This window comes from Methylobacterium dankookense, assembly GCF_902141855.1.
Classification (GTDB): Bacteria; Pseudomonadota; Alphaproteobacteria; order Rhizobiales; family Beijerinckiaceae; genus Methylobacterium; species Methylobacterium dankookense.
In genome coordinates this window covers 115,966-137,366 of sequence record NZ_CABFVH010000009.1, presented here as the reverse complement: position 1 = coordinate 137,366, position 21,401 = coordinate 115,966, and the positions used below count along the sequence as shown (strand labels likewise).

Here is a 21,401-nt window from a genome sequence, read left to right as displayed (position 1 = left end):
GCCCCAGCCGGGCGGCCCGGACCGGCGCCCGCTGCCGCCCCTGTCCGCGCCGCTCTCGGCATCCGCGGAGGCCGACCCGCCCGTCGAGGCCGGCGGCCTGCCCTCCTTGCGCCCCCGCGCGCCGGTGCTGCGGCCGGGCGGCGTCGGGGCGAGCGCCCAGGCCCTCTCCGCCCTGCTCAAGCGCCGCGCCGCGCCGCCGCGCCGCGCGACCCTGCCCACCCGCCGGGCGGTGCGCGAGATCGTGCAGGTGCCGAGCCCCGCCGCGCGCCTGACGCCGGTGGTGCAGAACCCGGTCTCCGGCGTGCCCCTGCCGCAGCCGCTGCCGAGCCCGATCCTCGGCCTGCTCACCCCGGGCTCGCTCCTGGCGAACGGCCTGCGCCGGCCGATCGCCACCGACGACGCCTACGCGCCCCTCGGGATCAAGCTCGGCAGCTTCACCCTCCTGCCGGCCTTCACCCAGAGCCTCGGCTACGACACCAACCCGGACCAGCTCGCCGCCCGCGGCGCCAAGGGCTCCGTGGCCTCGCGCAGCGAGGCCGAGCTCGCCTTCCGCAGCGACTGGTCGGCGAGCGAGCTCGCGGGCGAATTGCGCGGCAGCTACCTCGAATATCCGCAGAACGAGGCGGCGAGCCGCCCCAACGCGGTCGGCGCGGTGCGGCTGCGCGTGGACGTGAACCGGGACCTGCGCCTCGACGCCGAGGGCCGCTTCCTCGTGGACAGCCAGCGCACCTCCAGCGCCGACCTCCAGGCCAGCAACGCCACCAGCCGCCCGCTCATCGCGAGCTACGGGGCGAGCCTCGGCGCGACGCAGGCCTTCAACCGGCTCTCGGTCTCGCTGCGCGGCTCGGTCGACCGCTTCACCTTCGAGGACGCGCAGCTCGCCGACGGCACCCGCCTCGTCCAGAGCGACCGCAACCAGAACCAGTACGGCCTGCGCCTGCGCACGGCCTACGAGCTGTCGCCGACGATCACCCCCTTCGTCGACCTGCTCGCCGATACCCGCATCTACGACCTCGCCCGCGACGCCAGCGGCCTGCGCCGCGATTCCGACGGCGTCGGCATCGCCGCGGGCGCGACCTTCGCGCTGGCGCGCACCGTCACCGGCGAGATCTCGGCCGGCCTGCAGCACCGGACCTATGTCGATCCGTCCTTGCGCGACATCAACGCGCCGCTCCTCAACGCGGCCGTGGTCTGGTCGGTGAGCCCGCTCACCAGCGTGCGCCTCGGCGCGGTGACCAGCGTCACCGAGACCACGGTGGCGGGCTCCAGCGGCGCCGTCACCGAGACCGCCTCGCTGGAGGTGCAGCACGACCTCCTGCGCAACCTCTCGATCACCCTCGGCGGGGCCTATCTCCAGAACAGCTACCAGGGCGTGCGCATCAGCGAGACCGGCTTCTCGGCCACCGCCCGGGTCGATTACCGCTTCACCCGCTGGCTGACCCTGCGCGGCACCTACCTCTACCAGCAGATCGACAGCACCGTGCCGAGCGCGAGTTTTCGCGATCACACGGTCCTGCTCGGCCTGCGCGTGAACCCGTGACGGGTTCCCGGTACGCAACCTGAGGTTTTATATAGGGCCGATCCCTTCTTAACGACGAGGCCGGTTCGGCGGGGCCGGTTCCCCGCCGCGGGGAGCCGTGAATCCAGGTCCCGCGGCGCCGGGGCCGGAATCGATGGCGGGAACGATGCCGGTGGCAGGGTGTTGCCCCCCGAACATCGGAAAAACCGCACGACGATCAGAGAGGACATCCCTCATGAAGACCGTCCTGGCGGGCGCCGTGCTCGCCGCCACCCTCGCCGCCCCCTTCGCCACCGCCCTCCCCGCGGCCGCGCAGCGCATCGATATCGGCCCCGGGGGGCCGAGCCTCGACCTGCGCTCCCGTGCCCAGCGCGAGCGCGACTACCGCCGCGACGAGTATCGCCGCACCCGCGACTACGACCGCGGCGACAACTACCGTCGCGAGCGCTACGACGACGGCCCGCGCCGCGTCCGCCGCGGCTACGATTACTGAACCGGTGCCGGGCCGGCGCAGGCGCGCCGGCTCTCACATTCCCGCGAATGTCAAGAGGGCCGGTCCGCCGGCCCTCTCGCGCGTCCGGCTCCTGCCTGGTTCCGCGGACGGAAAATCTTCACCACGCCCGCCTCCGCCTCTTGTGCGACGCAAAAGCCGGCGCTAGGGGAATGAGGCAGAATTTCTCGGGAGAATCTGGCAATGGCCATTCGTGTTATCAGCACCTTCGCCGCAATCGCCCTCGCCGCGACGGCCCTCTCGGCCCCCGCCGCCCTGGCGAAGCCGGCCGGTGGCGCCGCCGCCGTCAAGATGATCGACACCGACAACGACGGCACCGTCGACATGAAGGAGATCGAGGCCGTGGCCTCGGCGACCTTCGACCGCCTGGAGAAGGACGCCGACGGCACCCTCGACGCCAAGGAGCTGAAGGGCCGCCTGAGCAAGGCCGGCGTGAAGCAGGCCGACCCGGACAACGACGGCACCCTCGACAAGAAGGAGTACCTCGCGGCGGTGGCCGAGCGCTTCAAGGCCGCCGATCCGGATAACGACGGCACCCTCGACGCCAAGGAGCTGAACTCCAAGGCCGGCAAGGCGCTCCTCGCGCTGATCAAGTAAGCGCCGGCGCAATCCAGCCCGCACGGGGCCGCCTCGCTCGCCGAGGCGGCCCTTTTCGTTTCCGACGGCGGCAAAGGGCACTAGAAGCGGCTATCGCGCATCGTCTCCGACCCGCCCAGGACCCGCATGACGCCCGTCGAGATCCTCGCACAGCTCGTCGCCTTCGATACGGTGAGCGCGAAGAGCAACCTCGCTCTGGTCGATTACGTGGAGGGCCTCGCCCGCGCGGCCGGCGCCGAGACCGACCGCGTCCGCGACGAGACCGGCAGCAAGGCGGGTCTGTGGATCACGATCGGCCCGCGCGACGTGCCGGGCTACGTCCTCTCGGGCCACAGCGACGTGGTGCCGGCCGACGGCCAGGCCTGGACCAGCGACCCGTTCACGCTCACCCTCCGCGACGGCCGCCTCTACGGGCGCGGCACCTCGGACATGAAGGGCTTCGTCGCCGTCTGCCTCGCGCTGATGCCGGAGATGGCCGCCGCCGGGCTCGCCCGGCCGCTCCACATCGCCCTCTCCTACGACGAGGAGGTCGGCTGCCTCGGCGTGCGCCCCCTGATCGCGCGGATGCGGGATCGCGGCATCCGGCCGCTCGGCTGCTTCGTCGGCGAGCCGACCGGGATGGCGGTGGTGATCGGCCACAAGGGCAAGAGCGCGGCCCGCCTCACCTTCCACGGGAAGGCCTGCCACTCGGCCCTGGCCCCGCGCGGCGTCAACGCCGTCGAGTATGCCGCCCGCTTCATCGACCATGTGCGGCTCGGCGCCGAGGCGCTCGCCCGGGACGGCGCCCGCGACGGGCTCTACGACGTGCCCCACACCACCGGCCTGTGCAGCGTGGTGCATGGCGGCACGGCGCTCAACATCGTGCCGGATGCCTGCAGCGTGGAGTTCGAATACCGCGCCATCGCGGGCGACGATGCGGGGGCGCTGGCGGGCGCGGCGATCGCCTACGCCACCGAGGCGCTCGGATCGGAGATGGCGGCGGCCGATCCCGCCTGCCGCGTCGCGGTGGAGCCGCTGATCGACTATCCGGGCCTCGACCTCGACCCGGATTCCGAGCTGGTGACGCTGGCCAAGCGCCTCGCCGGCCGGAACGGCCACGCCAAGGTCTCCTTCGGCACCGAGGCCGGGCTGTTCCAGGCGCTGGGCGACGTGCCGGCCGTGGTGATCGGCCCGGGCTCGATCGAGCGTGCCCACAAGGCCGACGAATACGTGGAGCCGGGCGAGCTGGAGGCCTGCGCCGCCTTCGTGCGCCGGCTGATCGCGGACTCGCGGTGAGCCGCATGTCCCTCCCCGCAAATGGGGCGAGGGTCGGCGATGCTTCAGGACCAAGCGCGGATCCCCTCTCCCGTTCGGGAGAGGGGGCGCGGCGCGCCCGTCAGCGGGCGGCGGCGCCTCTCCTCACACCCCCTCGAACAGCGGCACCAGCGCCATCTCGGGCACGCGCACCAGCCCCTTGTCGGTGAGGCGGATCTGCGGGATCACCGAGAGCGGGATCAGGTTGAAGCCCATATAGGGGATGGCGCAGCCGGCCTCCGCCCAGGCCGCCTTGAGCGCCCGCATGCCGTCCGCCACCGCGCCCACGCGCTTGTCCGAGATCAGGCCGGCCACCGGCAGTTCCACCATCGCGACGACCCGGCCGTCGGCGACCACGCAGACGCCGCCCTGGACCGCGGCGATGGCCTCGACGGCGACGCGCATGTCGGCCGCGTTCAGCCCCGCCACCACGAGGTTGTGCGCGTCGTGCCCGACGCTGGAGGCGACCGCGCCGCGCGTGAGCCCGAAGGCGCTCAGCAGCCCGTGGGCGACGCCCCCGCCCCGGCCGTGCCGCTCGATCACCGCCACGTGGCAGAGGTCGTGCGCGCGAAGCGTCTCCGCCCAGTCCCCCCCGGGCACGAGCGCCACGCGCTCATGGGCGAGCTCGATGCCGGGCAGCACCGTGCGGATGGCATTGACGGTGCAGGGCGCGGCCGGCAGCGGCGGCACCAGGGCGGGCAGGGTCCCGGGCAGCCTCACCGTCCGATAGGCGGCCTGCGGGTAGCGGTAGGGTCTCTCGAGCGCCCGTTCGAGCACGGGCGTGGGCCGGCGATCCGCGACCACCAGCGCGCCGCCGTACCAGGTGGCCTGCGGCACGAGATCGTCGTCGAGAAGCACGAGGTCGGCCCGGCGGCCGCCGCCGAGCCCGCCGATCTCCCCGTCGAGGCCAAAGCGCGTCGCCGGGTGCAGCGAGCCCATCGCCCAGGCCGCGGGCTTCGGGATACCGTGGCGGACCGCCTCCCGCACCACCCAGTCGAGCCCGTAGGCGAGGAGGTCGTCGGCGTCGCGGTCGTCGGTGCAGGCGCAGACCCGTTTCCAGGCGGCGCCGTACTCGGTCACCGTGCCGATCGCCTTCGGCAGCGAGTGCCACGGGGTCGTGGGCGGCCCGCCGCGCAGGAAGATCCAGAGGCCCGCCTCCAAGAGATCGTCGGCGATCTCGGCATCCACCGCCTCGTGCGTGTCGGTGACGCCGCTCGCGGCGTACGGCGCCACGAAGTCCCGCCCGTAGATATGGCCCGAGACCGGCCGGCCGCGCTCCAGGGCCGCCGCGAGGATGGCGTGGGCCCGCGGGTCGCCCTCGGCCACCGCCACGAAATCCATCTTCTCGCCGAGCCCGATCGCCTCCGGCCAGGCCTCGAACAGGGCCGCGATCTTCTCCGGCGTCAGGTCGCCGCCCGCGGTCTCGATGGCGGGGGTGGTGGCCGGCACCGTGCTCGGCACCGTGAGGTAGATGTTGAGCGGCGCGGCGCGGGCATCCTCCAGCATCCAGGCGACGCCGTCCGCATCCAGCACGTTGCCGATCTCGTGGCTGTCGCAGACGATCGTGGTGGTGCCGTTGAGAAGCGCGGCCTCGGCATAGGCGCAGGCCGTGACCATGCTGCTCTCGATATGCAGGTGCGGATCGACCAGCCCCGGCGCCAGCAGCCCGCCGCGCGCGTCGTAGCGGTTCGGACCGCGATACGTGCCGGCCGGCTTCACCGCGGCGATGCGCCCGCCCGCGATCCAGACCTCCCGATCGGGCAGGATGCGCTCCGAATAGGTGGAGAGCACCCGCGCCCCCGTGATCACGGAATCGGGCTCGGCGCGCCCCGCGGCGACATCGGCGAGGCGCCGCGTCATCTGGGCCAGGGGGGCGACGGAGAAGCGGGTCAGCGTGCTCATCGGGGCCTTCACCGGGTGCGGGTGACGGGGACGGGCATGGAGCGTGCCATGAACCGGGCCGGCAGGCGATGCGGGGGGCTCAGCGTGGGTTGGAAGGAGGCAGTGTGGGACTCTGAAGCTTCCTCACAGCCGCTTTCAACCCATTTAGATTATTCGCCAATCGCGTAAAAAGCGGCCATTTTCGCGTGGCTACCCGTGCCGCATTGAGATCACAAAAACTCGGTGACATTAACAATTTCTTGCTTTACTCACGCAATAATTCGCGTGGAGGCAGCAAGAAAGATGCGCGTAAGACACCTAATTAACGAAGAAAAAACTACGGAATCTGCTGGCCAGTGGTCAACAAAGGACCTACAGCCGCGATATGCGCCCATCTATACTAAAACAAAGCCGATCCGGCGGGATGGCAATGGCGATCTTCACGAGTCGTCGCGGCTGGCGAAACCTATATCTTACTGGCAGAGTGCAACCCTCGCCGCGGTAACTGGAATGCCAAGCTTATCCGCGAAACGGACGAGGGGTTCTCCGTCGTTGCCCGTTTCGAGTCACACGCCAGCCATCCCGGCTTGCATGTGCATGCTCACTGCGACCGAGGAGGCATAGAGACGGGAGCGACTGGGCTTGATAATCTCGCCCGCATCCCACCTATTGGGACACGGCACCGGCGGACAAACGCTTGGACGGAAACGACTTTTTGGGAAGCCGCAAAGCGGTTTTTCCGCGTGAGAGAGGAGCAAGGAGTCCTAGATCTAAATGCACCCTGAAGAGCTGAAAAAGACACTTTGCACGACGTTTTGCGGGGGCATTTCTGTCCAGCCCGTTCCGACCGGCTATGCTATAAGCTCAGCTTTTGAGGATAGTTTAGGTGACCCTATTAGCTTCTATCTCACCCACGCAGATGAAGACAATTATATCATCGAAGATGATGGCGGCTATCTCGCGCATCTGATTGCAAAAGATATCACGATAGATCAAGGCACACGCGGCCAACTTCTAGATGCTATCCTTTCCTCTGGCAACGCGCATTGGGATCGTGATACGTACGAAATACGCACAGACGCATTCTCAAGCGAGGATATAGCACATCGAGTAATTGAATTTCTGTCAAACATGATCCGCGTCCGGGATTTAGAGTTGCTTACGCGCGATGTAGTTCGTTCGACATTCCGAGAAGATGCAACACGCGCCCTTGTAGGCACCTTAGGAAAAGCTGCAAATATTTTTGAAGATGAGCCTATCAGCAAAGAATTTAGAGACTTCCCCGCCGACCTACTTATAAAGCCGCGTCCAGAATTTGAAAAAAGAGCACGAACCGGCGCAGTCTATTTCGTCAATTCGAATGACAAATTAAACGAAGCTCTTTTGCTGCAAATGGAGCAGAGACAGCTAGACCGAATGGATTTTGAAGTTATTGCGCTTGTGGAAGACCCAGAAATGCGGACCATCAAGCGGAAGAACTTTCAACGGGCTCAAAATCGAGAATTAGCTATGCCAATTTTTCGCGATGATGAACAAGGCGCAATGAACTACATTCGCCGCCGTCTTGGCTACCCACAAAACGTCGCTGCCTAAATGGTCCAAATCTGACATTTGGTACCAACCGCTAAGAGCTGCTCACCATCCTCCGGTGACGCTTGATACGGATGCCCCCGCCCCCCTTCTCCCTGCTGAGGAACCCCCTGCCCCGCTCCGCGTAACCCCCTCGGACGAAAACCGCTCCGCTTAAGCCCTTCCGAGGCCCCGCCATGCGCCCCCTCGCCGCGCTCCTGCTCGCCCTTCCCCTCGTCACCGCCCTCACGCCCGCCCAGGCCGACGTCCTGATCCGGGTCGACAAGGACACGCAGCGCATGCGCGTGAGCGTCGACGGGCGGCCGCGCTACGACTGGGCGGTCTCCACCGGCACCGCGCGCTACGACACGCCGAACGGATCGTACCGGCCGCAGCGGATGGCACGCACCCACGTCTCCCGCGAGTGGGACGACGCGCCGATGCCGCACGCCATCTTCTTCACCGGGGCGGGCCACGCCATCCACGGCAGCGGCCATGTCTCGGCGCTCGGCCGCCCGGCCTCGCATGGCTGCGTCCGCCTCGCGCCGGGGCGGGCCGCCACCCTGTTCCGGCTGGTGAAGGCGGAAGGCATGGGCAACACCCGCATCGTGGTGGAGGGGGCGGTGCCGGAGGCCGTCGCCGGGCGTTTCCGCGGGCGGCGCGGCTACGAGAGCGACGGCGTGATGTCGGCCGGGATGCAGATGGGCCGCGGGGGCTATGGCTACGGCTACGGATACGCGCCGGTGCGCCGCTACGCGCCGGAGCCGGCCTACGGCCTGCCCGACGATGATCTCGCCTGGTAGCCCGCCGCGGCGCCGGAGAGGCGCGCGCCAAGCTGAACCGTTGCTGCAACCCCGCTTCAGCCCCGGTGCAGCGGCCGCCCGCTAGACCTGTCCCCATCGGCCGGACGGTTCGGCCTCTGGGATTTCGGGGACAGGCCATGAAGAAGCTCGCCACGCTCGCGGCCGCCGCGCTCGTCGCCGGCGGCGCCCTCACCTCCACCGCCGCCGAGGCCCGCGGGCGCGGCGGCGCCGTCGCCGCCGGGGTGATCGGCGGGCTCGCCGCGGGCGCCCTCCTCGGCGCCGCCCTCTCGGACGCGCAGGCCCGCCCCGTCGGCTACGGCTATGACGGCGGATATGGCGGCGGCTATGCCCCGGCCTACGGCTACCGCCCGGCCCCGCGCGTCTACGCGGACGAGCCCGTCTACGTCTCGCGCCGGGCCTATGTGGAGCGCCCGGCCTACGACGAGGATGACGGCTACCGGGCCCCGCGCCGCTGGCACCGCCACTGCGACCGGTTCGACCGCGGCTGGTGAGGCCCGGAACGCCCGCCGCCGCGCCCGGGTTCACCTCTCGATGAGAGGCGGAGGGTGACGGCGATGACGGCGGGCAAGATCGCGAGCGGATCGGCGCCTGAGGGCGAGAACGGCGAGATCCCCCTCGCCCGGGGCGAGCGCCTCGCGCTGCGGCTCTGGCGGGACGAGCCGCCGAACGCGGACAAGCCGACCACGGTCTCGGGCCACGAGACCGTGGGCTACGTGCTCAAGGGCCGGGCCGACCTCGTCCTCGCGGGCGAGACCGTGCGGCTGGAGCCCGGCGATTCCTGGCTGGTGCCGGCGGGCGTGGAGCACACCTACCGGATCGTCGAGACCTTCTCGGCGATCGAGGCGACGGCGCCGCCGGCCGCGTAGGCCCAGCCGGCCGCGCCCCATCGTCCGGGGCGCGGAGGGACCGGATCCGTTCAGCGGACCAGCGTCACCGGGGTGCCGACATCGACGCGCTCGTAGAGGTCGACCACGTCCTGGTTGTACATGCGGATGCAGCCGTAGCTCGCCCAGGTGCCGATCGAGCTCGGGCGGTTGGTGCCGTGGATGGCGTATTGCCCGCCCGAGAGGGTCAGCGCCGCCGCGCCCATCGGGTTGCCGGGCGCGCCGCCCGCGATGAGGTTCGGCAGGCGCGGGTTGTCGCGCTTCACCTCCCAGGGCGGCGACCAGGCCGGGCGCACGTACTTGCCGTCGATGGCGGCGGTGCCGAACCATTGCTTGCCGGGCTTGCCCACCGCCACCGGGTAGCGGATCGCCGTGCCGTCCCCGTTGACGAGGTAGAGCCGGCGCTCCGACACGCTGACCACCACCGAGCCCGCCGCCGCCCCATAGGGGAAGTGCACCACCTCGCGCGCCTGCGCCGCACCCATCGTCGCGAGGCCGAGCCCCGCGAGCGCACCCAGAACCCTGATTTGCCGAGACATCCCGAGATCTCCGACCAAGCGTGACCGCTTGCCCGGAGAAATGCGCCGGCCACGCTTGCCGTTCCGGAAATTCGCGTGGTTTACGAGAGGTTTGCGTAGAAAAACACCGAGAACGGTAAAAGGAGCCCGCCTGTTTCTCCGCGCATGCGGCGCGTGCCGGCAGGATCCCGGAAAGGATAGACCTCAGCGCTCGGTGAAGCTCGCCCCGCGCGGGTCGCGCGCCTGCCAGCCGTGGCGGACGAGCTCAGGGTCGGCATGCTCCTCCTGGGGGAAGCCGACGCAGAGATAGGCCACGAGCCGCCAGGCCTCCGGCAGGTCGAGGGCGGCGGCGAGCGCCTCCGGCTCCAGGATCGAGACCCAGCCGACGCCGAGCCCGCGCGCGCGGGCCGAGAGCCAGAAGCTCTGCACGGCGCCGACCACCGAGTAGCGCAGCATCTCCGGCATGGTGGCGCGGCCGAGCCCGTGGCCGCATTCGGTCGCCTCGTCGCAGAACACGGCGAGGTGCTCGGGCGCCTCGCGCAGGCCCTCGAGCTTGAGCCGGCGGTAGAGCGCGGCGCGCTCCGCCTCGTAGCCCGCCGCGGCCGCCGCGTTGCAGCGGGCGAAGCTCGCGACCACCGCCGCGCGGCGCTCGAGGTCCCGCACGCGCACGAAGCGCCAGGGCTGGCTGTTGCCGACCGAGGGGCTGAGCGCGGCCTCCGCGAGGCATTGGCCGAGCAGCGCCTCCGGCACCGGATCGGCGCGGAAGCGGCGCACGTCGCGGCGCCACGCGAACAGCGCGTGAAGCCGCTCGCGGAAGGCGTCGTCGAATCGCGGAGGCTCGTCCGTCATCCTCACCTGAGATCCCCCGAGATTCCAAAGGGGTCACCCCTTTGGCGGGTCCAGGGCAGAGCCCTGGGATATGTCGGGGCCTCGCCCCGACACCCCACCAGAGGGACTTGTCCCTTTGGGAACCCCCGGACATCCGGCGGGCCGCTTATGGGCCGGTTCGCGTCCAGAAAAAAGGCCGCCCGGGGTGGGGCGGCCTGAAGTCCTTGGGTCTCGAAACCTCGGAGTGTCGGGTCGTGGGGTCCGGTCGGCGTCCGAGGGCTGGGGAGCACGGGTTTCGGACGGCTTCCGGGCACGAGCCCGACGGAGATTTCAGAGCCTGTTGTGCCCCAGCAACAAGGCCCGCGAAAGGCACGATCGCGGCGAAATCGTGAAGATTCGCCGCTTCCTTGTATCCGGAATGCAACGAATCGGCCGACACGCCCTCCCCAGGCGGGGCCAGGCTTGGCCGGCTCAGCACCTTGCGGCCGGGCCGCGGCGCGCCCATCATCCCGGGCCCGAACCGGGTTCGAACCGGCATCCGCGAGCATATGACGGAGCGAGAATGAGCGAGAGGACGGCTGACGAGTCGACGGCCCGCGTGGTCCCCTTCCCCGCCGCAGCCGCACAGATCGCCTTCGACCGCGACGAGCTCCGCATCCTGTTCAACCTCTACGGCCGGCGCGTCGCCGAGGGCGAGTGGCGCGACTACGCCCTCGATTTCCGCCGCGACAAGGCGGTGTTCTCGATCTACCGCCGCACCTCCGAGATGCCGCTCTACCGGGTGGAGAAGGACCCCAAGCTCGCCCGCCGCCAGGGCGCCTACGCGGTGATCGCGGCCGGCGGCCTCGTGATGAAGCGCGGCCACGACCTCGCCCGCGTGCTCAGCGTGCTGGAGGGTCCGCTCCGGGCGGTGTGAGCGCCCGGAGCCGCCGCGCATGGGCACGCCCGTAGCCGCCATAGAGCGCGAGCCCGAGCACCAGCCAGACGGCCAGCCGGATCCAGGTGTCGCCGGGCAGCCCCGCCATCAGGGCGAGGCAGGCGAGGATGCCGAGCGCGGCCACCAGCGGCGCCGCCGGCACCCGGAAGGGCCGGGGCCGGTCCGGCTCGCGGCGGCGCAGGATGGGCACCGCCGCGCAGACGAGGCAGAAGGCGAGCAGCGTGCCGATGCTGACGAGCTCGCCCAGCACCTCGATCGGCACCAGCGCGGCGACGAGCGCGGTGCCGAGTCCGATCACCCCCTGGCTCAGCGCCGGGGTCCGCCGCACCGGATCGACCCGGGCGAAGGCCGCCGGCAGCAGCCCGTCGCGGGCCATGGCGTAGAAGATGCGCGCCTGCCCGTAGAGCGCCGTGAGCGCCGAGGTGGTGAGCCCGAGGAGCGCGCCGAGCTTGATCACGACCGCGAAGCCGCCGAGCCCGATCGCGTCGACGGCCCGGGCGATCGGGTCGGCCACGCCGAGATCGCGATAGGGCACGAGGCCGGTGAGCACGATGGCCACCGCCACGTAGAGGAGCGTGGTCAGCGCCAGCGAGCCGAGGAGCCCGACCGGCGCGTCGCGCTTCGGGTCGCGCGTCTCCCCGGCCGCCGTCGAGACCGTCTCGAAGCCGATGAAGGCGAAGAACACCACGCCCGCCCCGCGCAGGACTCCGCTCCAGCCGTACTGCCCGAAGGTGCCCGTGTTCTCCGGCACGAAGGGGCTCCACAGGGCGGGCTTCAGATGGGCGAGGCCGATGCCGAGGAAGGCGAGGATGATCGCCACCTTGAGGAGGACGAGCGCTGCATTCGCCCGCGCCGCGCCGGCGGTGCCGCGGGCGAGGAGCGCGGTCAGCGCCAGCACGATCAGCCCGGCCGGCAGGTTCACGAGGCCCCCCGCTCCCGGCGCGGCGGCGAGCGCCGGCGGCAGCGCGAGGCCGAAATCGGCGAGCAGGCTCTGCGCGTAGCCCGACCAGCCGACCGCGACGGTGGCCGCCGCGAAGGCGAATTCGAGCACGAGGTCCCAGCCGACGATCCAGGCGGCGAGCTCGCCCAGCGTCGCGCGGGTATAGGTGTAGGTCGAGCCCGCAGCCGGGATCATCGCGGCGAGCTCCGCGTAGCACAGCCCGACGAAGGCGCAGGCGATGCTGCCGAGCACGAAGGAGAGGCTGAGCGCCGGCCCGGCATAGTCGGCCGCCGCCGTGCCGGTGAGCACGAAGATCCCCGCCCCGATCGTGGCGCCGAGCCCGATGCAGACGAGGCTGAAGGCCGAGAGGTCGCGGGCAAGCCCGGGCGCGGCGCCCTCGGCCGGTGTGACGGTGTCGCTCATCAGGGGCTCTCTGGCGGGGACGCAGGGGCCGGGCAAGCCCCGGGCCACCCGCCCATCGAGATCCGCCGGCCCCGCGGCCGCTTGAGACGGCACCTCGGCGGCCGCGGAGCCGGTTGGGGAGACATCCGGCGGTCCCTGCCCGCTCGCCGGGAGCGGGCATCCACCCATCACAGCCGCTCCCGAGTACCGGCCCCCGCCCCGGCGAGCGCCCTCAGACCCCCTGCCCCTGCTCGGCGAGCAGCCGGTCGTCGATCGCGCGGGCCCGCACGGCGGCCGGGCGGGCCAGCAGGCGGGCGGTGTAGGCCTCGAAGGCCGGGCGCTTCTCCAGGGTGCCGAAGGCCATGCCCCAGGCGAGATGCGAGCCGACATAGACGTCGGCGGCCGAGAATCGGTCGCCCGCGAGGTACTCGATCCCGGTGACGGCGCCCTCCAGCGCGTCGAGCACCTCGGGCAGCGAGCCGTAGCCGACCATGCCGCGCAGGCGCGGATCGTCCGGCACCGCGACGTTCAGCGTCCTGTTGGTCACGGCCGCCTCCACGGGGCCGGCGGCGAAGAACAGCCAGCGGTAATAGGGCCCGCGGGCGCGGCTGCCGGGCGGGGGCGCGAGGCCGGCCTGCGGAAAGGCGTCGGCGAGATAGGCGCAGATCGCCGCCGTCTCGGTCACCGCCGTGTCGCCGTGGCGCAGCGCCGGCACCTTGCCGAGCGGGTTGATCGCCCGGTAGGCCGCGCCCTTCATCGCCGGGCCGAACCCCACGATCTCGGCGCGGTAGGGGGCGCCGACCTCCTCCAGCATCCAGCGGACGATGCGCCCGCGCGACATCGGCGAGGTGTAGAAGACGAGCTCGTCGCCGCCCGCGTCGCTCATGGTGATCCTCCCTGCTATGTCTTGAGCGCTCGCCGCGGACGTGGCCGTCGGTTCGGCGAAAGCGCGCGTGTCACAACGAGGCCCCTAGACGAACGCGGTCGCCGGCCCCTTCTCGACGATGGTGAACGCCGTGGCGAAGTGGCTCCTCAGCTCCGGGATGTAGAGCTGCGAGATGGTCGCGTCCTGCATCGGCGTATACTTCGTGCCGCCGTCGCGCGGATCGTTCCCCTCGAGATAGGCCGTCAGGCCGCGGCCCCGGAAGGCATCGAGCCGCGTCCGCAGCTGCGCGACGACGATCGTGCCGCAATCCCCCCATTCATAGGGGACGGCGAGGTAGAGCTTGGCCGCGTAGCTCAGGCCGGCCTGGTCGTGGCGCGCGGCATAGTCCCGCATGGTCGACGCATCGCGCGCCACGTTCCGGATCTTGAGGAAGACCTCGTAGTCGATCCACCAGCCGCCCGAAGCGGCCCCGGCCGGGTCCTTCGCGAACCGCGCCGTGTCGCAGAAGCGGTAGTAGTTCTGGCCGGGGCTGAGATGCACCTGCTGGACGTGCGACATCCCGCCGTTCTGGCCGTGATCGGTGAACCCGCGCGCGATCCGCTCCTGAACCGCGCGCTTCGGCGGGCGGAAGCAATCCTTGTTGAGGGGCTCGGCAACCACAGAACGGACCTCCGGCTCGGATGCGGGGCGAGTTTCCCGTCGCCTCGACCGGAGTCAAGCGCGCCGGCCCGGCCCCGAGGCATGGGCGGCCGTCACGGCCCTTCCCCGACCGCGATGTCGAAATGCAGCACCGCCTCGCGCGTGCCGAGCTTCCCGTAGAGCGCGATGGCCGGATCGTCGCCGGGATCGGCCTGGACGAAGACCACCCAGGCCCCGCAGGCGGACGCGATCTCGCGCAGGTGCGCGATCAGGGCGGTCGCCACGCCCCGGCGGCGATGGGCCTCCGCCACGGCGAGGTCGTAGATGTAGATCTCGCGGCGCATCCGCTCGGCCTTGTCGAAGGCGTAGGCGACGAGCCCGCCGATCACCGCCTCCCCGTCGAGCGCCGCCAGCACGACGATGTGCTCCTTGCCCAGAAGCTCCGCGAGCCAGGCATCCGGCGGCGGGGCGCCGGCATAGGTCTCGCGGTCGTCGAAGACCTCGGCGAAGAGCGCGTTGAGGGCGCGGAGCCGCGCGACGTCGGCGGGGCCGAGGCGGTGGATCGGGGTGGGCGGCTGCGGCATGCCGCGAGCATAGCGCGAACCTAACGCCCAAACGAAAAGCGCGGCCCCGAAGGACCGCGCTTCCCGAACGTCAGCAGGCGTTACGAGCGAGGCTTACTCGCCCGCGTCGCGGCGGCGCTCGCCGCGGTGGCGGCCGCCCTCGCGGCCTTCGCGGGGCTCGCGCGGCTCGTCGCCGCGCTCGGCCCGCTCGGCATCGCGCTGGGCCTTCAGCTTCTCGGTGATGTCCTCGCCGGTCTGCTGGTCGACGACCTTCATGGAGAGGCGGATCTTGCCGCGGTCGTCCTGACCGAGGAACTTCACCTTCACCTTGTCGCCTTCCTTCACCACGTCGGTGACCTTGGCGACGCGCTGGGCGGCGAGCTCCGAGATGTGGACGAGGCCGTCCTTGGCGCCGAAGAAGTTGACGAAGGCGCCGAACTCCATCGTCTTCACCACGGTGCCGTCGTAGATCACGCCGACCTCGGCCTCGGCCACGATCGAGCGGATCCAGTTATAGGCCGCCTTGATCGCCTTGCCGTCCGAGGAGGCGATCTTCACGATGCCGGTATCCTCGATGTTGATCTTGGCGCCGGTCTTCTCGACGATCTCGCGGATCACCTTGCCGCCCGTGCCGATCACTTCGCGGATCTTGTCGGTCGGGATCTGCATGGTCTCGATGCGCGGGGCGTACTCGCCGAGCTCGGGACGGGCGGCGGTGAGCGCCTTGGCCATCTCGGTCAGGATGTGGCCGCGGCCGTCCTTCGCCTGGGCGAGGGCGATCTTCATGATCTCCTCGGTGATGCCGGCGATCTTGATGTCCATCTGGAGGGAGGTGATGCCCTCCTCCGTGCCGGCCACCTTGAAGTCCATGTCGCCGAGATGATCCTCGTCGCCGAGGATGTCGGAGAGCACCGCGAAGCGCTCGCCCTCGAGGATGAGGCCCATGGCGATGCCGGCCACCGGACGGCGCAGGGGCACGCCCGCATCCATCAGCGACAGCGAGCCGCCGCAGACGGAGGCCATCGAGGAGGAGCCGTTCGACTCGGTGATCTCGGACACGACGCGGATCGTGTACGGGAACTCGTGGGCCGGCGGCAGGACCGGGTGGATCGCGCGCCAGGCGAGCTTGCCGTGGCCGATCTCGCGGCGGCCGGGCGAACCCATGCGGCCGGTCTCACCCACCGAATAGGGCGGGAAGTTGTAGTGCAGCAGGAAGGTCTCCTTGTAGGTGCCTTCCAGCGCGTCGATGAACTGCTCGTCCTCGCCGGTGCCGAGGGTGGCCACCACGAGGGCCTGCGTCTCGCCGCGGGTGAACAGGGCCGAGCCGTGGGCGCGGGGCAGCACGCCGACCTCGGAGAGGATCGAGCGGACCGTCTTCACGTCGCGGCCGTCGATGCGCGAGCCGGTGTCGAGGATGTTCCAGCGGACCACCTTCGACTGGGCCTCCTTGAAGGCGGCCTTGACCTTTTCAGGGCTAAACTTCTGCTCGCCGTCCGTGGGGCAGAGGGCCGCGACCACCTTCGCCTTCACGGCGTCGACGGCCTTGTAGCGCTCCTGTTTGACCGTGATCTTGTAGGCGTCGCGCAGCTCCGCCTCGCAGATGTCGAGGACGGCCTTCTCCACGTCGGCGTTCTCGGGGGCGGAGAAGTCGCGCGGCTCCTTGGCGGCCTTCTCGGCGAGACGGATGATCGCCTCGATCACCGGCTGGAAGTGCTTGTGGCCGAACATCACGGCCCCGAGCATCACGTCCTCGGAGAGCTCCTTCGCCTCGGACTCCACCATCAGCACGGCGTCCTGCGTGCCGGCGACGACGAGGTCGAGGGTCGACTCGTCCTTGGTCTCGGTGACCAGCGGGTTCAGCTTGTAGCCGCCGTTGACGTAGCCGACGCGGGCCGCGCCGATCGGGCCCATGAAGGGCACGCCGGAGAGCGTGAGGGCCGCGGAGGCCGCCACCATCGAGACGATGTCGGGATCGTTCTCGAGGTCGTGGGTCAGCACGGTGACGACGACCTGGGTGTCGTTGCGCCAGCCCTCGACGAAGAGCGGGCGGATCGGCCGGTCGATCAGGCGGGAGACCAGGGTCTCCTTCTCGGAGGGACGGCCCTCGCGCTTGAAGTAGCCGCCCGGGATGCGGCCGGCGGCGTAGGCGCGCTCCTGGTAGTTCACGGTGAGCGGCAGGAAGTCGATGCCGGCCTTCGGCTCCTTGGCCGAGACCACCGTGGCGAGCACCGAGGTCTCGCCGTAGGTGGCGATCACGGCGCCGTCCGCCTGGCGGGCGACCTTGCCGGTCTCGAGGACGAGCTTGCGGTCGCCCCAGATCAGCTCTTCGCGTTGAACGTCGAACATGTGTCTATGTCCCTTCAGCATATCCCGCGGGCGGCCCCTGCCGGCCGCGGGCCGGGCGAACCCGGCGCCGCCAGGGGCAAGACGGCGGGACGCTTCCCGTGAAGCGTCCGGCGATCCTGTCCCCGGCACATGGCGCCTCGAAGTCGCCCCATGGTCTTTCCTGGTTGCCCGCGACGCCTGAAGGCATCGCGGGCGTCCGCCGCATGGACGGCGGCGCGCGGTCGCGCTTGCGACGACCGAGACGGCCGTCGGGGCCGGGGCGCGTCTCCGAAGATGCCGCGCCCCGGTCGAAAAAAATCAGCGGCGGATGCCGAGGCGCTCGATGAGGGCGCGGTAGCGGGCCTCGTCCTTGCGCTTGACGTAGTCGAGCAGCGAGCGGCGCGACGAGACCAGCTTCAGGAGGCCGCGGCGGGAATGGTTGTCCTTGCCGTGGGTCTTGAAATGCTGGGTGAGGTTCGCGATCCGCTCGGTGAGGATCGCCACCTGGACCTCCGGCGAGCCGGTGTCCTTGGGATCCGCGCGGTATTCCTTGATGAGCGCGGTCTTGCGCTCTGCCGTGATCGACATCGCAACTGCCTTCTGATGAGGGGTCTGGGGCGGGCCTCGAGGCTCCGCGCCGTTCGGGCCTGGGGCGGGCCGGTGCCGGGATGTCGTCCAGCACGGTCTTGTCCCCAAGCGGGTCAAGCCCCGCCCGTCGCCGGGTCGAGGCCGCGCGCACCATACACGAAACGCCCCGAGGCGCCAGTCCCCGCGGCGTTGCGGCACGGTCCGTCGCAACCCGTGGGATATTGCATATCTAGTGCCGGCTAACCATAGACGGAACCATGCCCGCCCGGTCCGGTTGGCGGACCACGGGATTCGGTCGGCCGCGCCCGTCACGCGGGATGATCCGGCAGGCCCCCGCAGCCCGCACCACGCCGTGCGACGACGAGACCCGCGCCAGACGTGCCAGCGAAAGCCGCCCTCAAGATCGCGAAGTCCGGGCTTCCGGACCCGGAGATCCCCGCCGCAGAGCCCCCCGCCGCGAAGAAGCCGGCGGGCCGGAAGGCGGCTGCCGGAAAATCGACGGCCAAGAAAGCGGCACCCAAGAAAACGGCACCCAAGAAAGCGGCACCCAAGAAAGCGGCAACCCGGAAGCCGGCAGCCAAGAAGGCCGCGGCGCAGAAGGCCGCCTCCAAGAAGCCCCCGGCCGGGAAGCCCGCGACCAGGAAGGCGGCGGCCGCGAAGAAGCCCGCCGCCAAAGGGGCTTCCGGCAAGGACGCTGCCAAGAGTGCCGCCAAGAGTGCTGCCAAGAGTGCCGCCGCCAAGGCCGCCGGCGCGAAGAGCGCCCCCGCCCGGCTCCCGGGCGCCGGGGCGTCCAAGCGGCACGCCTATCTCGTGGCGATCCCGCAGGAGCCGGAGCCGCCGCGGGTCTATGCGGTGGCGGCCTCGGGCGAGGCGGAGGCCCTGGCGGCGGCGCAGGCCATCCTCCAGCCCGGCGACGGCGGCCCGGAGCTGGCCGGCGGCCTCTCGCGGGACATGGTGCGCCGGCTCAAGCTCAAGCCCGGCGAGGTGCGGCCCCTCTAGAGCGCTCTCCGCCGAAGGGGATGCCGGTTCGGCGCAAGAGAGCGCGTCAAGACAATGACTTAGATCCGGTGCGCAGGGCGAGTCCGGCCAGGATCAGGGCCGGCAGCGCCCCGCACCAGAAGGCGCAGAGCGCCACGCCGAGGGCGCCCGCGAGCGCGCCCGCCGCGAAGGCGGCGAGGGCCGGCAGGATCCGCGCGAACCGGCCCCGGGCGGGGTGATCGCCGGGGAGCCCGCGGGCGAGGTCGAGGGCGTCGAGCACCCCTTGCGTGACGTTGACGGTCATCACCGTGGTCGGGGCGAGCTGCGGCAGGCAGAGCCGGCCGAGGGCGTTCTGCACGCCCATCGCGGCCACCGCGAGCATGCCGACGAGGAGGGCGGCCGGCCCGTCGGGATCGCCGAGCGGCGCCAGGGCGGCGCCGAAGCCGGTGAAGCCCGCGAGCAGCAGCGCCTCCGCCGCGAGGAGCCAGGGCAGCGGCGCGCGGCCCCGCCGCTCCAGGGCGCGGGCGAGGAGGCGGGTGCCAGCCACCGCGAGCACGAAGACGGGCAGCGCCATCAGCTTGGCCACCACCCCGGCGGTCTCGTGGCTCACGAGCCCGGCTCCGATCATCACGAAGTTGCCGGTGACATGCGCGGCGAACAGCCCCGACAAAGCCACGAACCCGGCCGCATCCACGAAGCCGGCCACGAAGCCGAGCGCGGGGCCGAACCCGCGCGGGATCTCTCCGGACGTCTCTCCGGCCATCGTGGCGCCCCCCTGCCCTGTTTCCCCGAGCGGATCCACGGGCCGGCGCGGCCGTCAAGGGCGCGCCGCATCCAAGAGGCCGGGAGCGTCCGCCGGCATGCCGAAACCGGTATCGTTGCGAGAGCCGTTCCCGATCGCGCTGCCATCGGAAACGGCTCCAAGTCATTGTTTTGACGCGCTCTCTTTCGCCGAACCGGCATCCCCTTCGGCTTAAGAGCGCTCTAAAAGCCAGCGCTAGGGAGCCCAGCCCGCCCTGACGGCCTGGGCCACCGCGTCGACGAACAGGCGCGTCTTGGCCGGGACGAGGCGGCCCGGCGGCAGGATCGCGTAGACGCCGCCGCTCTCCCGCCCGCTCCAGCCCGGCAGGACCTCGACCAGCCGGCCGGACCGGAGCGCCGGGCCGGCGAGCCAATCGGCCGTGAAGGTGATCCCCGCCCCCGCGATCGCGGCCTCGAGCAGGACCTCGGTGCTGTCGGCGACGAGGGCGCAGGCCGGGCGCACGGTCTCGCGGCGATCGGCCTTCGTCAGCGGCCAGTCGGGCCAGCCGGCATAGCCGGTGAAGCCGAGGCAGGCATGGCCGGCGAGGTCGGCGGGCGCCGCCGGCGCGCCCCGCGCGGCGAGATAATCCGGCGCGGCCACGAGCAGGTTCCGGTAGCCGGCGAGCTTGCGGATCGTGAGCGAGCTGTCGCGGGGCCGCCCGGCCGCGACCCGGATCGCCACGTCGAACCCCTCCGCCACCAGATCCACGAAACGGTCGGCCAGCCTGAGCTCGACCCGGATGCGCGGATGCCGGGCGAGGAAGGGCGGCAGCACGGGCGTGATCCATTGCCGCCCGAAGGCGAGGGGCAGGGAGACCCGCACCAGCCCCTGGGGCGTGGCGGCGAAGTCGCTGGCCTCGCGGCTGGCATTGGCCAGCTCGTCCAGCACGCCCTGCACCCGGCGGCAGTAGAGCGCGCCCGCCTCCGTCAGGGCGACACGCCGCGTGGTGCGCGAGAGCAGGCGCACGCCGAGCCGCCGTTCGAGCTGGCCGATGCGCCGCGACAGGACGGAGGCGTCCCGGCCGAGCAGCCGGGCCGCCGCCGCGAAGCTGCCGGCCTCCGCCACCGCCACGAAGGTCGTCAGCGCCTCGAGGTCGGCGAGCTCCGAGAATTCCTGCATGCCATGCACGAGTCAAATGCAGATCGACCGGATTAATCCGGCGCTATGCAGGATGTAGCTCAGGGCCATCGCATCGTCGAGGAGATGGCAGCATGAAGACGTTTCTGAGCATCGGCACCGGCCCGGGCATGGGGCTGGAGACCGCCGAGCGCTTCGCCCGCGCAGGCTTCCGGGTGATCCTGAGCGCCCGGGACGCGGGCCGGACGCAGGAACTCGCCCGGCAGCTCGCGGCGAAGGGCCATACGGCCGAGGCCCGCACGGTGGATGCGGGCGATCCGGGGAGCGTGGCGCGGCTGGTCGAGGACGTCGAGCGCGCCTTCGGCCTCGACGTGCTGCACTACAACGCCGCCGCCATGCGGCAGGCGACCCTCGCCGACCAGCCGCGCGACAGCTTCAACGGCGACCTCGCCGTCAATATCGGCGGGGCCCTGGCGGCCGTGCAGGCGGCGGCGCCCGGGATGGCCGGGCGCCGCTCGGGCACGATCCTGCTGACGGGCGGCGGGTTCGGCCTGCAGCCGCACCCGGACTACCTCTCGCTCAGCATCGGCAAGGCCGGCATCCGCGCCCTGGCGCTCGGCCTGTTCGAGAGCTTCCGGGACCAGGGCATCCACGTCGCCACCGTGACGGTCGCCGGCTTCGTGACGCCGGGCTCCGCCGATGCCGCGGCGGTGGGCGAGCGCTTCTGGGCGCTCCACGGCCAGCCGGCCGGGGCCTGGGAGGTCGAGGCCGTCCACACGCCCGCCGGCTGAATCCGGCTCCCCGCACAACCTCCGCCCCGGCAGGATCCGTTCAGCAGCG

General features: G+C 71.1%; 22 protein-coding genes. 11 read left to right on the top strand and 11 right to left on the bottom strand.

The genetic code is table 11. The annotated features are described in order from the left end of the window. The 4 genes from MTDSW087_RS10285 to argE form a co-directional block, all read left to right on the top strand. Positions 1-1,540, top strand: a 1,540-nt coding sequence (locus MTDSW087_RS10285; RefSeq protein WP_144763430.1) for an outer membrane beta-barrel protein, incomplete at its 5' end; no start/stop codon positions are given. Between the two features lie 214 nt (positions 1,541-1,754). Next, positions 1,755-2,012, top strand: coding sequence for a hypothetical protein (locus MTDSW087_RS10280; RefSeq protein ID WP_144763428.1), 258 nt, complete (start codon positions 1,755-1,757; stop codon positions 2,010-2,012). A 201-nt stretch (positions 2,013-2,213) separates the two neighbouring features. After that, a complete protein-coding gene (gene lanM / locus MTDSW087_RS10275; RefSeq protein WP_144763426.1) occupies positions 2,214-2,627 on the top strand; it encodes a lanmodulin LanM in 414 nt (137 codons plus the stop codon). A gap of 126 nt (positions 2,628-2,753) precedes the next feature. Then, entirely contained in the window at positions 2,754-3,902 is a 1,149-nt protein-coding gene (gene argE, locus MTDSW087_RS10270) for an acetylornithine deacetylase (protein WP_144763424.1), read from the top strand. A 123-nt stretch (positions 3,903-4,025) separates the two neighbouring features. Here argE and MTDSW087_RS10265 read toward each other — a convergent pair whose 3' ends face one another. Beyond that, complete coding sequence (locus MTDSW087_RS10265; RefSeq protein WP_144763422.1) at positions 4,026-5,822, bottom strand: adenine deaminase C-terminal domain-containing protein; 1,797 nt, start codon at positions 5,820-5,822, stop codon at positions 4,026-4,028. Between the two features lie 753 nt (positions 5,823-6,575). Here MTDSW087_RS10265 and MTDSW087_RS10260 point away from each other — a divergent pair. The 4 genes from MTDSW087_RS10260 (at position 6,576) to MTDSW087_RS10245 (ending at position 9,060) form a co-directional block, all read left to right on the top strand. After that, on the top strand, positions 6,576-7,394 hold the full coding sequence (locus tag MTDSW087_RS10260; RefSeq protein ID WP_144763420.1) for a DUF1828 domain-containing protein: 819 nt from the start codon (positions 6,576-6,578) through the stop codon (positions 7,392-7,394). Positions 7,395-7,567: 173 nt separating this feature from the next. Further along, positions 7,568-8,173 carry a L,D-transpeptidase gene (locus MTDSW087_RS10255; protein ID WP_144763418.1) on the top strand — a complete coding sequence of 202 codons (606 nt, stop codon included), beginning with the start codon at positions 7,568-7,570 and terminating at the stop codon, positions 8,171-8,173. Between the two features lie 137 nt (positions 8,174-8,310). Further along, the gene (locus MTDSW087_RS10250; RefSeq protein ID WP_144763416.1) at positions 8,311-8,685 is read left to right on the top strand and encodes a hypothetical protein; all 375 of its coding nucleotides are present in this window, start codon (positions 8,311-8,313) and stop codon (positions 8,683-8,685) included. Positions 8,686-8,748: 63 nt separating this feature from the next. Beyond that, the gene (locus tag MTDSW087_RS10245; RefSeq protein ID WP_144763414.1) at positions 8,749-9,060 is read left to right on the top strand and encodes a cupin domain-containing protein; all 312 of its coding nucleotides are present in this window, start codon (positions 8,749-8,751) and stop codon (positions 9,058-9,060) included. 50 nt (positions 9,061-9,110) lie between these two features. Here the strand turns inward: MTDSW087_RS10245 and MTDSW087_RS10240 are convergent, their stop codons facing one another. Together MTDSW087_RS10240 and bluB are read right to left on the bottom strand one after the other, a co-directional pair. Further along, a complete protein-coding gene (locus MTDSW087_RS10240; RefSeq protein ID WP_144763412.1) occupies positions 9,111-9,617 on the bottom strand; it encodes a L,D-transpeptidase in 507 nt (168 codons plus the stop codon). 183 nt (positions 9,618-9,800) lie between these two features. Further along, a complete protein-coding gene (bluB, locus tag MTDSW087_RS10235; protein ID WP_144763411.1) occupies positions 9,801-10,445 on the bottom strand; it encodes a 5,6-dimethylbenzimidazole synthase in 645 nt (214 codons plus the stop codon). A 541-nt stretch (positions 10,446-10,986) separates the two neighbouring features. On the opposite strand from bluB, the gene MTDSW087_RS10230 reads away from it, so the two are divergent. Further along, a complete protein-coding gene (locus MTDSW087_RS10230; RefSeq protein WP_144763408.1) occupies positions 10,987-11,340 on the top strand; it encodes a DUF2794 domain-containing protein in 354 nt (117 codons plus the stop codon). Here the strand turns inward: MTDSW087_RS10230 and MTDSW087_RS10225 are convergent. The 6 genes from MTDSW087_RS10225 to rpsO form a co-directional block, all read right to left on the bottom strand. Then, complete coding sequence (locus tag MTDSW087_RS10225) at positions 11,306-12,724, bottom strand: amino acid permease (RefSeq protein ID WP_144763406.1); 1,419 nt, start codon at positions 12,722-12,724, stop codon at positions 11,306-11,308. The two genes, MTDSW087_RS10230 and MTDSW087_RS10225, sit on opposite strands and share 35 nt — an antisense overlap. Before the next feature lie 211 nt (positions 12,725-12,935). Then, complete coding sequence (locus MTDSW087_RS10220; protein ID WP_144763404.1) at positions 12,936-13,589, bottom strand: glutathione S-transferase family protein; 654 nt, start codon at positions 13,587-13,589, stop codon at positions 12,936-12,938. An 84-nt stretch (positions 13,590-13,673) separates the two neighbouring features. Further along, positions 13,674-14,249, bottom strand: coding sequence for a hypothetical protein (locus tag MTDSW087_RS10215; protein ID WP_144763402.1), 576 nt, complete (start codon positions 14,247-14,249; stop codon positions 13,674-13,676). A 92-nt stretch (positions 14,250-14,341) separates the two neighbouring features. Next, on the bottom strand, positions 14,342-14,812 hold the full coding sequence (locus tag MTDSW087_RS10210) for an AAC(3)-I family aminoglycoside N-acetyltransferase (RefSeq protein WP_144763400.1): 471 nt from the start codon (positions 14,810-14,812) through the stop codon (positions 14,342-14,344). Between the two features lie 93 nt (positions 14,813-14,905). After that, positions 14,906-17,137, bottom strand: coding sequence for a polyribonucleotide nucleotidyltransferase (gene pnp, locus MTDSW087_RS10205; protein WP_144763397.1), 2,232 nt, complete (start codon positions 17,135-17,137; stop codon positions 14,906-14,908). A 297-nt stretch (positions 17,138-17,434) separates the two neighbouring features. Next, positions 17,435-17,704 (bottom strand): 30S ribosomal protein S15, encoded by a 270-nt coding sequence (gene rpsO / locus MTDSW087_RS10200; protein WP_144763395.1) that lies wholly within the window; start codon positions 17,702-17,704, stop codon positions 17,435-17,437. Positions 17,705-18,082: 378 nt separating this feature from the next. On the opposite strand from rpsO, the gene MTDSW087_RS10195 reads away from it, so the two are divergent. Continuing rightward, the gene (locus MTDSW087_RS10195; protein ID WP_144763394.1) at positions 18,083-18,703 is read left to right on the top strand and encodes a histone H1-like repetitive region-containing protein; all 621 of its coding nucleotides are present in this window, start codon (positions 18,083-18,085) and stop codon (positions 18,701-18,703) included. Positions 18,704-18,749: 46 nt separating this feature from the next. Here MTDSW087_RS10195 and MTDSW087_RS10190 read toward each other — a convergent pair whose 3' ends face one another. Both MTDSW087_RS10190 and MTDSW087_RS10185 read right to left on the bottom strand, forming a co-directional pair. Continuing rightward, a complete protein-coding gene (locus MTDSW087_RS10190) occupies positions 18,750-19,445 on the bottom strand; it encodes a YoaK family protein (RefSeq protein ID WP_144763392.1) in 696 nt (231 codons plus the stop codon). Positions 19,446-19,679: 234 nt separating this feature from the next. Continuing rightward, a complete protein-coding gene (locus tag MTDSW087_RS10185) occupies positions 19,680-20,603 on the bottom strand; it encodes a LysR family transcriptional regulator (protein WP_144763390.1) in 924 nt (307 codons plus the stop codon). A gap of 92 nt (positions 20,604-20,695) precedes the next feature. Between MTDSW087_RS10185 and MTDSW087_RS10180 the strand changes: the two genes are divergently transcribed. After that, positions 20,696-21,352, top strand: coding sequence for an SDR family oxidoreductase (locus MTDSW087_RS10180; protein ID WP_144763388.1), 657 nt, complete (start codon positions 20,696-20,698; stop codon positions 21,350-21,352). The last annotated feature ends 49 nt before the right edge of the window (positions 21,353-21,401 follow it).

Coding starts and splice junctions, on each gene's coding strand:
- MTDSW087_RS10250 (WP_144763416.1), top strand. CDS start 8,311: ATGAAGAAGCTCGCCACGCTCGCGGCCGCCGCGCTCGTCGCCGGCGGC.
- MTDSW087_RS10180 (WP_144763388.1), top strand. CDS start 20,696: ATGAAGACGTTTCTGAGCATCGGCACCGGCCCGGGCATGGGGCTGGAG.
- MTDSW087_RS10230 (WP_144763408.1), top strand. CDS start 10,987: ATGAGCGAGAGGACGGCTGACGAGTCGACGGCCCGCGTGGTCCCCTTC.
- MTDSW087_RS10225 (WP_144763406.1), bottom strand. CDS start 12,724: ATGAGCGACACCGTCACACCGGCCGAGGGCGCCGCGCCCGGGCTTGCC.
- MTDSW087_RS10185 (WP_144763390.1), bottom strand. CDS start 20,603: ATGCAGGAATTCTCGGAGCTCGCCGACCTCGAGGCGCTGACGACCTTC.
- MTDSW087_RS10210 (WP_144763400.1), bottom strand. CDS start 14,812: ATGCCGCAGCCGCCCACCCCGATCCACCGCCTCGGCCCCGCCGACGTC.
- MTDSW087_RS10280 (WP_144763428.1), top strand. CDS start 1,755: ATGAAGACCGTCCTGGCGGGCGCCGTGCTCGCCGCCACCCTCGCCGCC.
- bluB (WP_144763411.1), bottom strand. CDS start 10,445: ATGACGGACGAGCCTCCGCGATTCGACGACGCCTTCCGCGAGCGGCTT.
- pnp (WP_144763397.1), bottom strand. CDS start 17,137: ATGTTCGACGTTCAACGCGAAGAGCTGATCTGGGGCGACCGCAAGCTC.
- MTDSW087_RS10220 (WP_144763404.1), bottom strand. CDS start 13,589: ATGAGCGACGCGGGCGGCGACGAGCTCGTCTTCTACACCTCGCCGATG.
- MTDSW087_RS10240 (WP_144763412.1), bottom strand. CDS start 9,617: ATGTCTCGGCAAATCAGGGTTCTGGGTGCGCTCGCGGGGCTCGGCCTC.
- MTDSW087_RS10265 (WP_144763422.1), bottom strand. CDS start 5,822: ATGAGCACGCTGACCCGCTTCTCCGTCGCCCCCCTGGCCCAGATGACG.
- argE (WP_144763424.1), top strand. CDS start 2,754: ATGACGCCCGTCGAGATCCTCGCACAGCTCGTCGCCTTCGATACGGTG.
- MTDSW087_RS10255 (WP_144763418.1), top strand. CDS start 7,568: ATGCGCCCCCTCGCCGCGCTCCTGCTCGCCCTTCCCCTCGTCACCGCC.
- MTDSW087_RS10190 (WP_144763392.1), bottom strand. CDS start 19,445: ATGGCCGGAGAGACGTCCGGAGAGATCCCGCGCGGGTTCGGCCCCGCG.
- lanM (WP_144763426.1), top strand. CDS start 2,214: ATGGCCATTCGTGTTATCAGCACCTTCGCCGCAATCGCCCTCGCCGCG.
- MTDSW087_RS10260 (WP_144763420.1), top strand. CDS start 6,576: ATGCACCCTGAAGAGCTGAAAAAGACACTTTGCACGACGTTTTGCGGG.
- rpsO (WP_144763395.1), bottom strand. CDS start 17,704: ATGTCGATCACGGCAGAGCGCAAGACCGCGCTCATCAAGGAATACCGC.
- MTDSW087_RS10245 (WP_144763414.1), top strand. CDS start 8,749: ATGACGGCGGGCAAGATCGCGAGCGGATCGGCGCCTGAGGGCGAGAAC.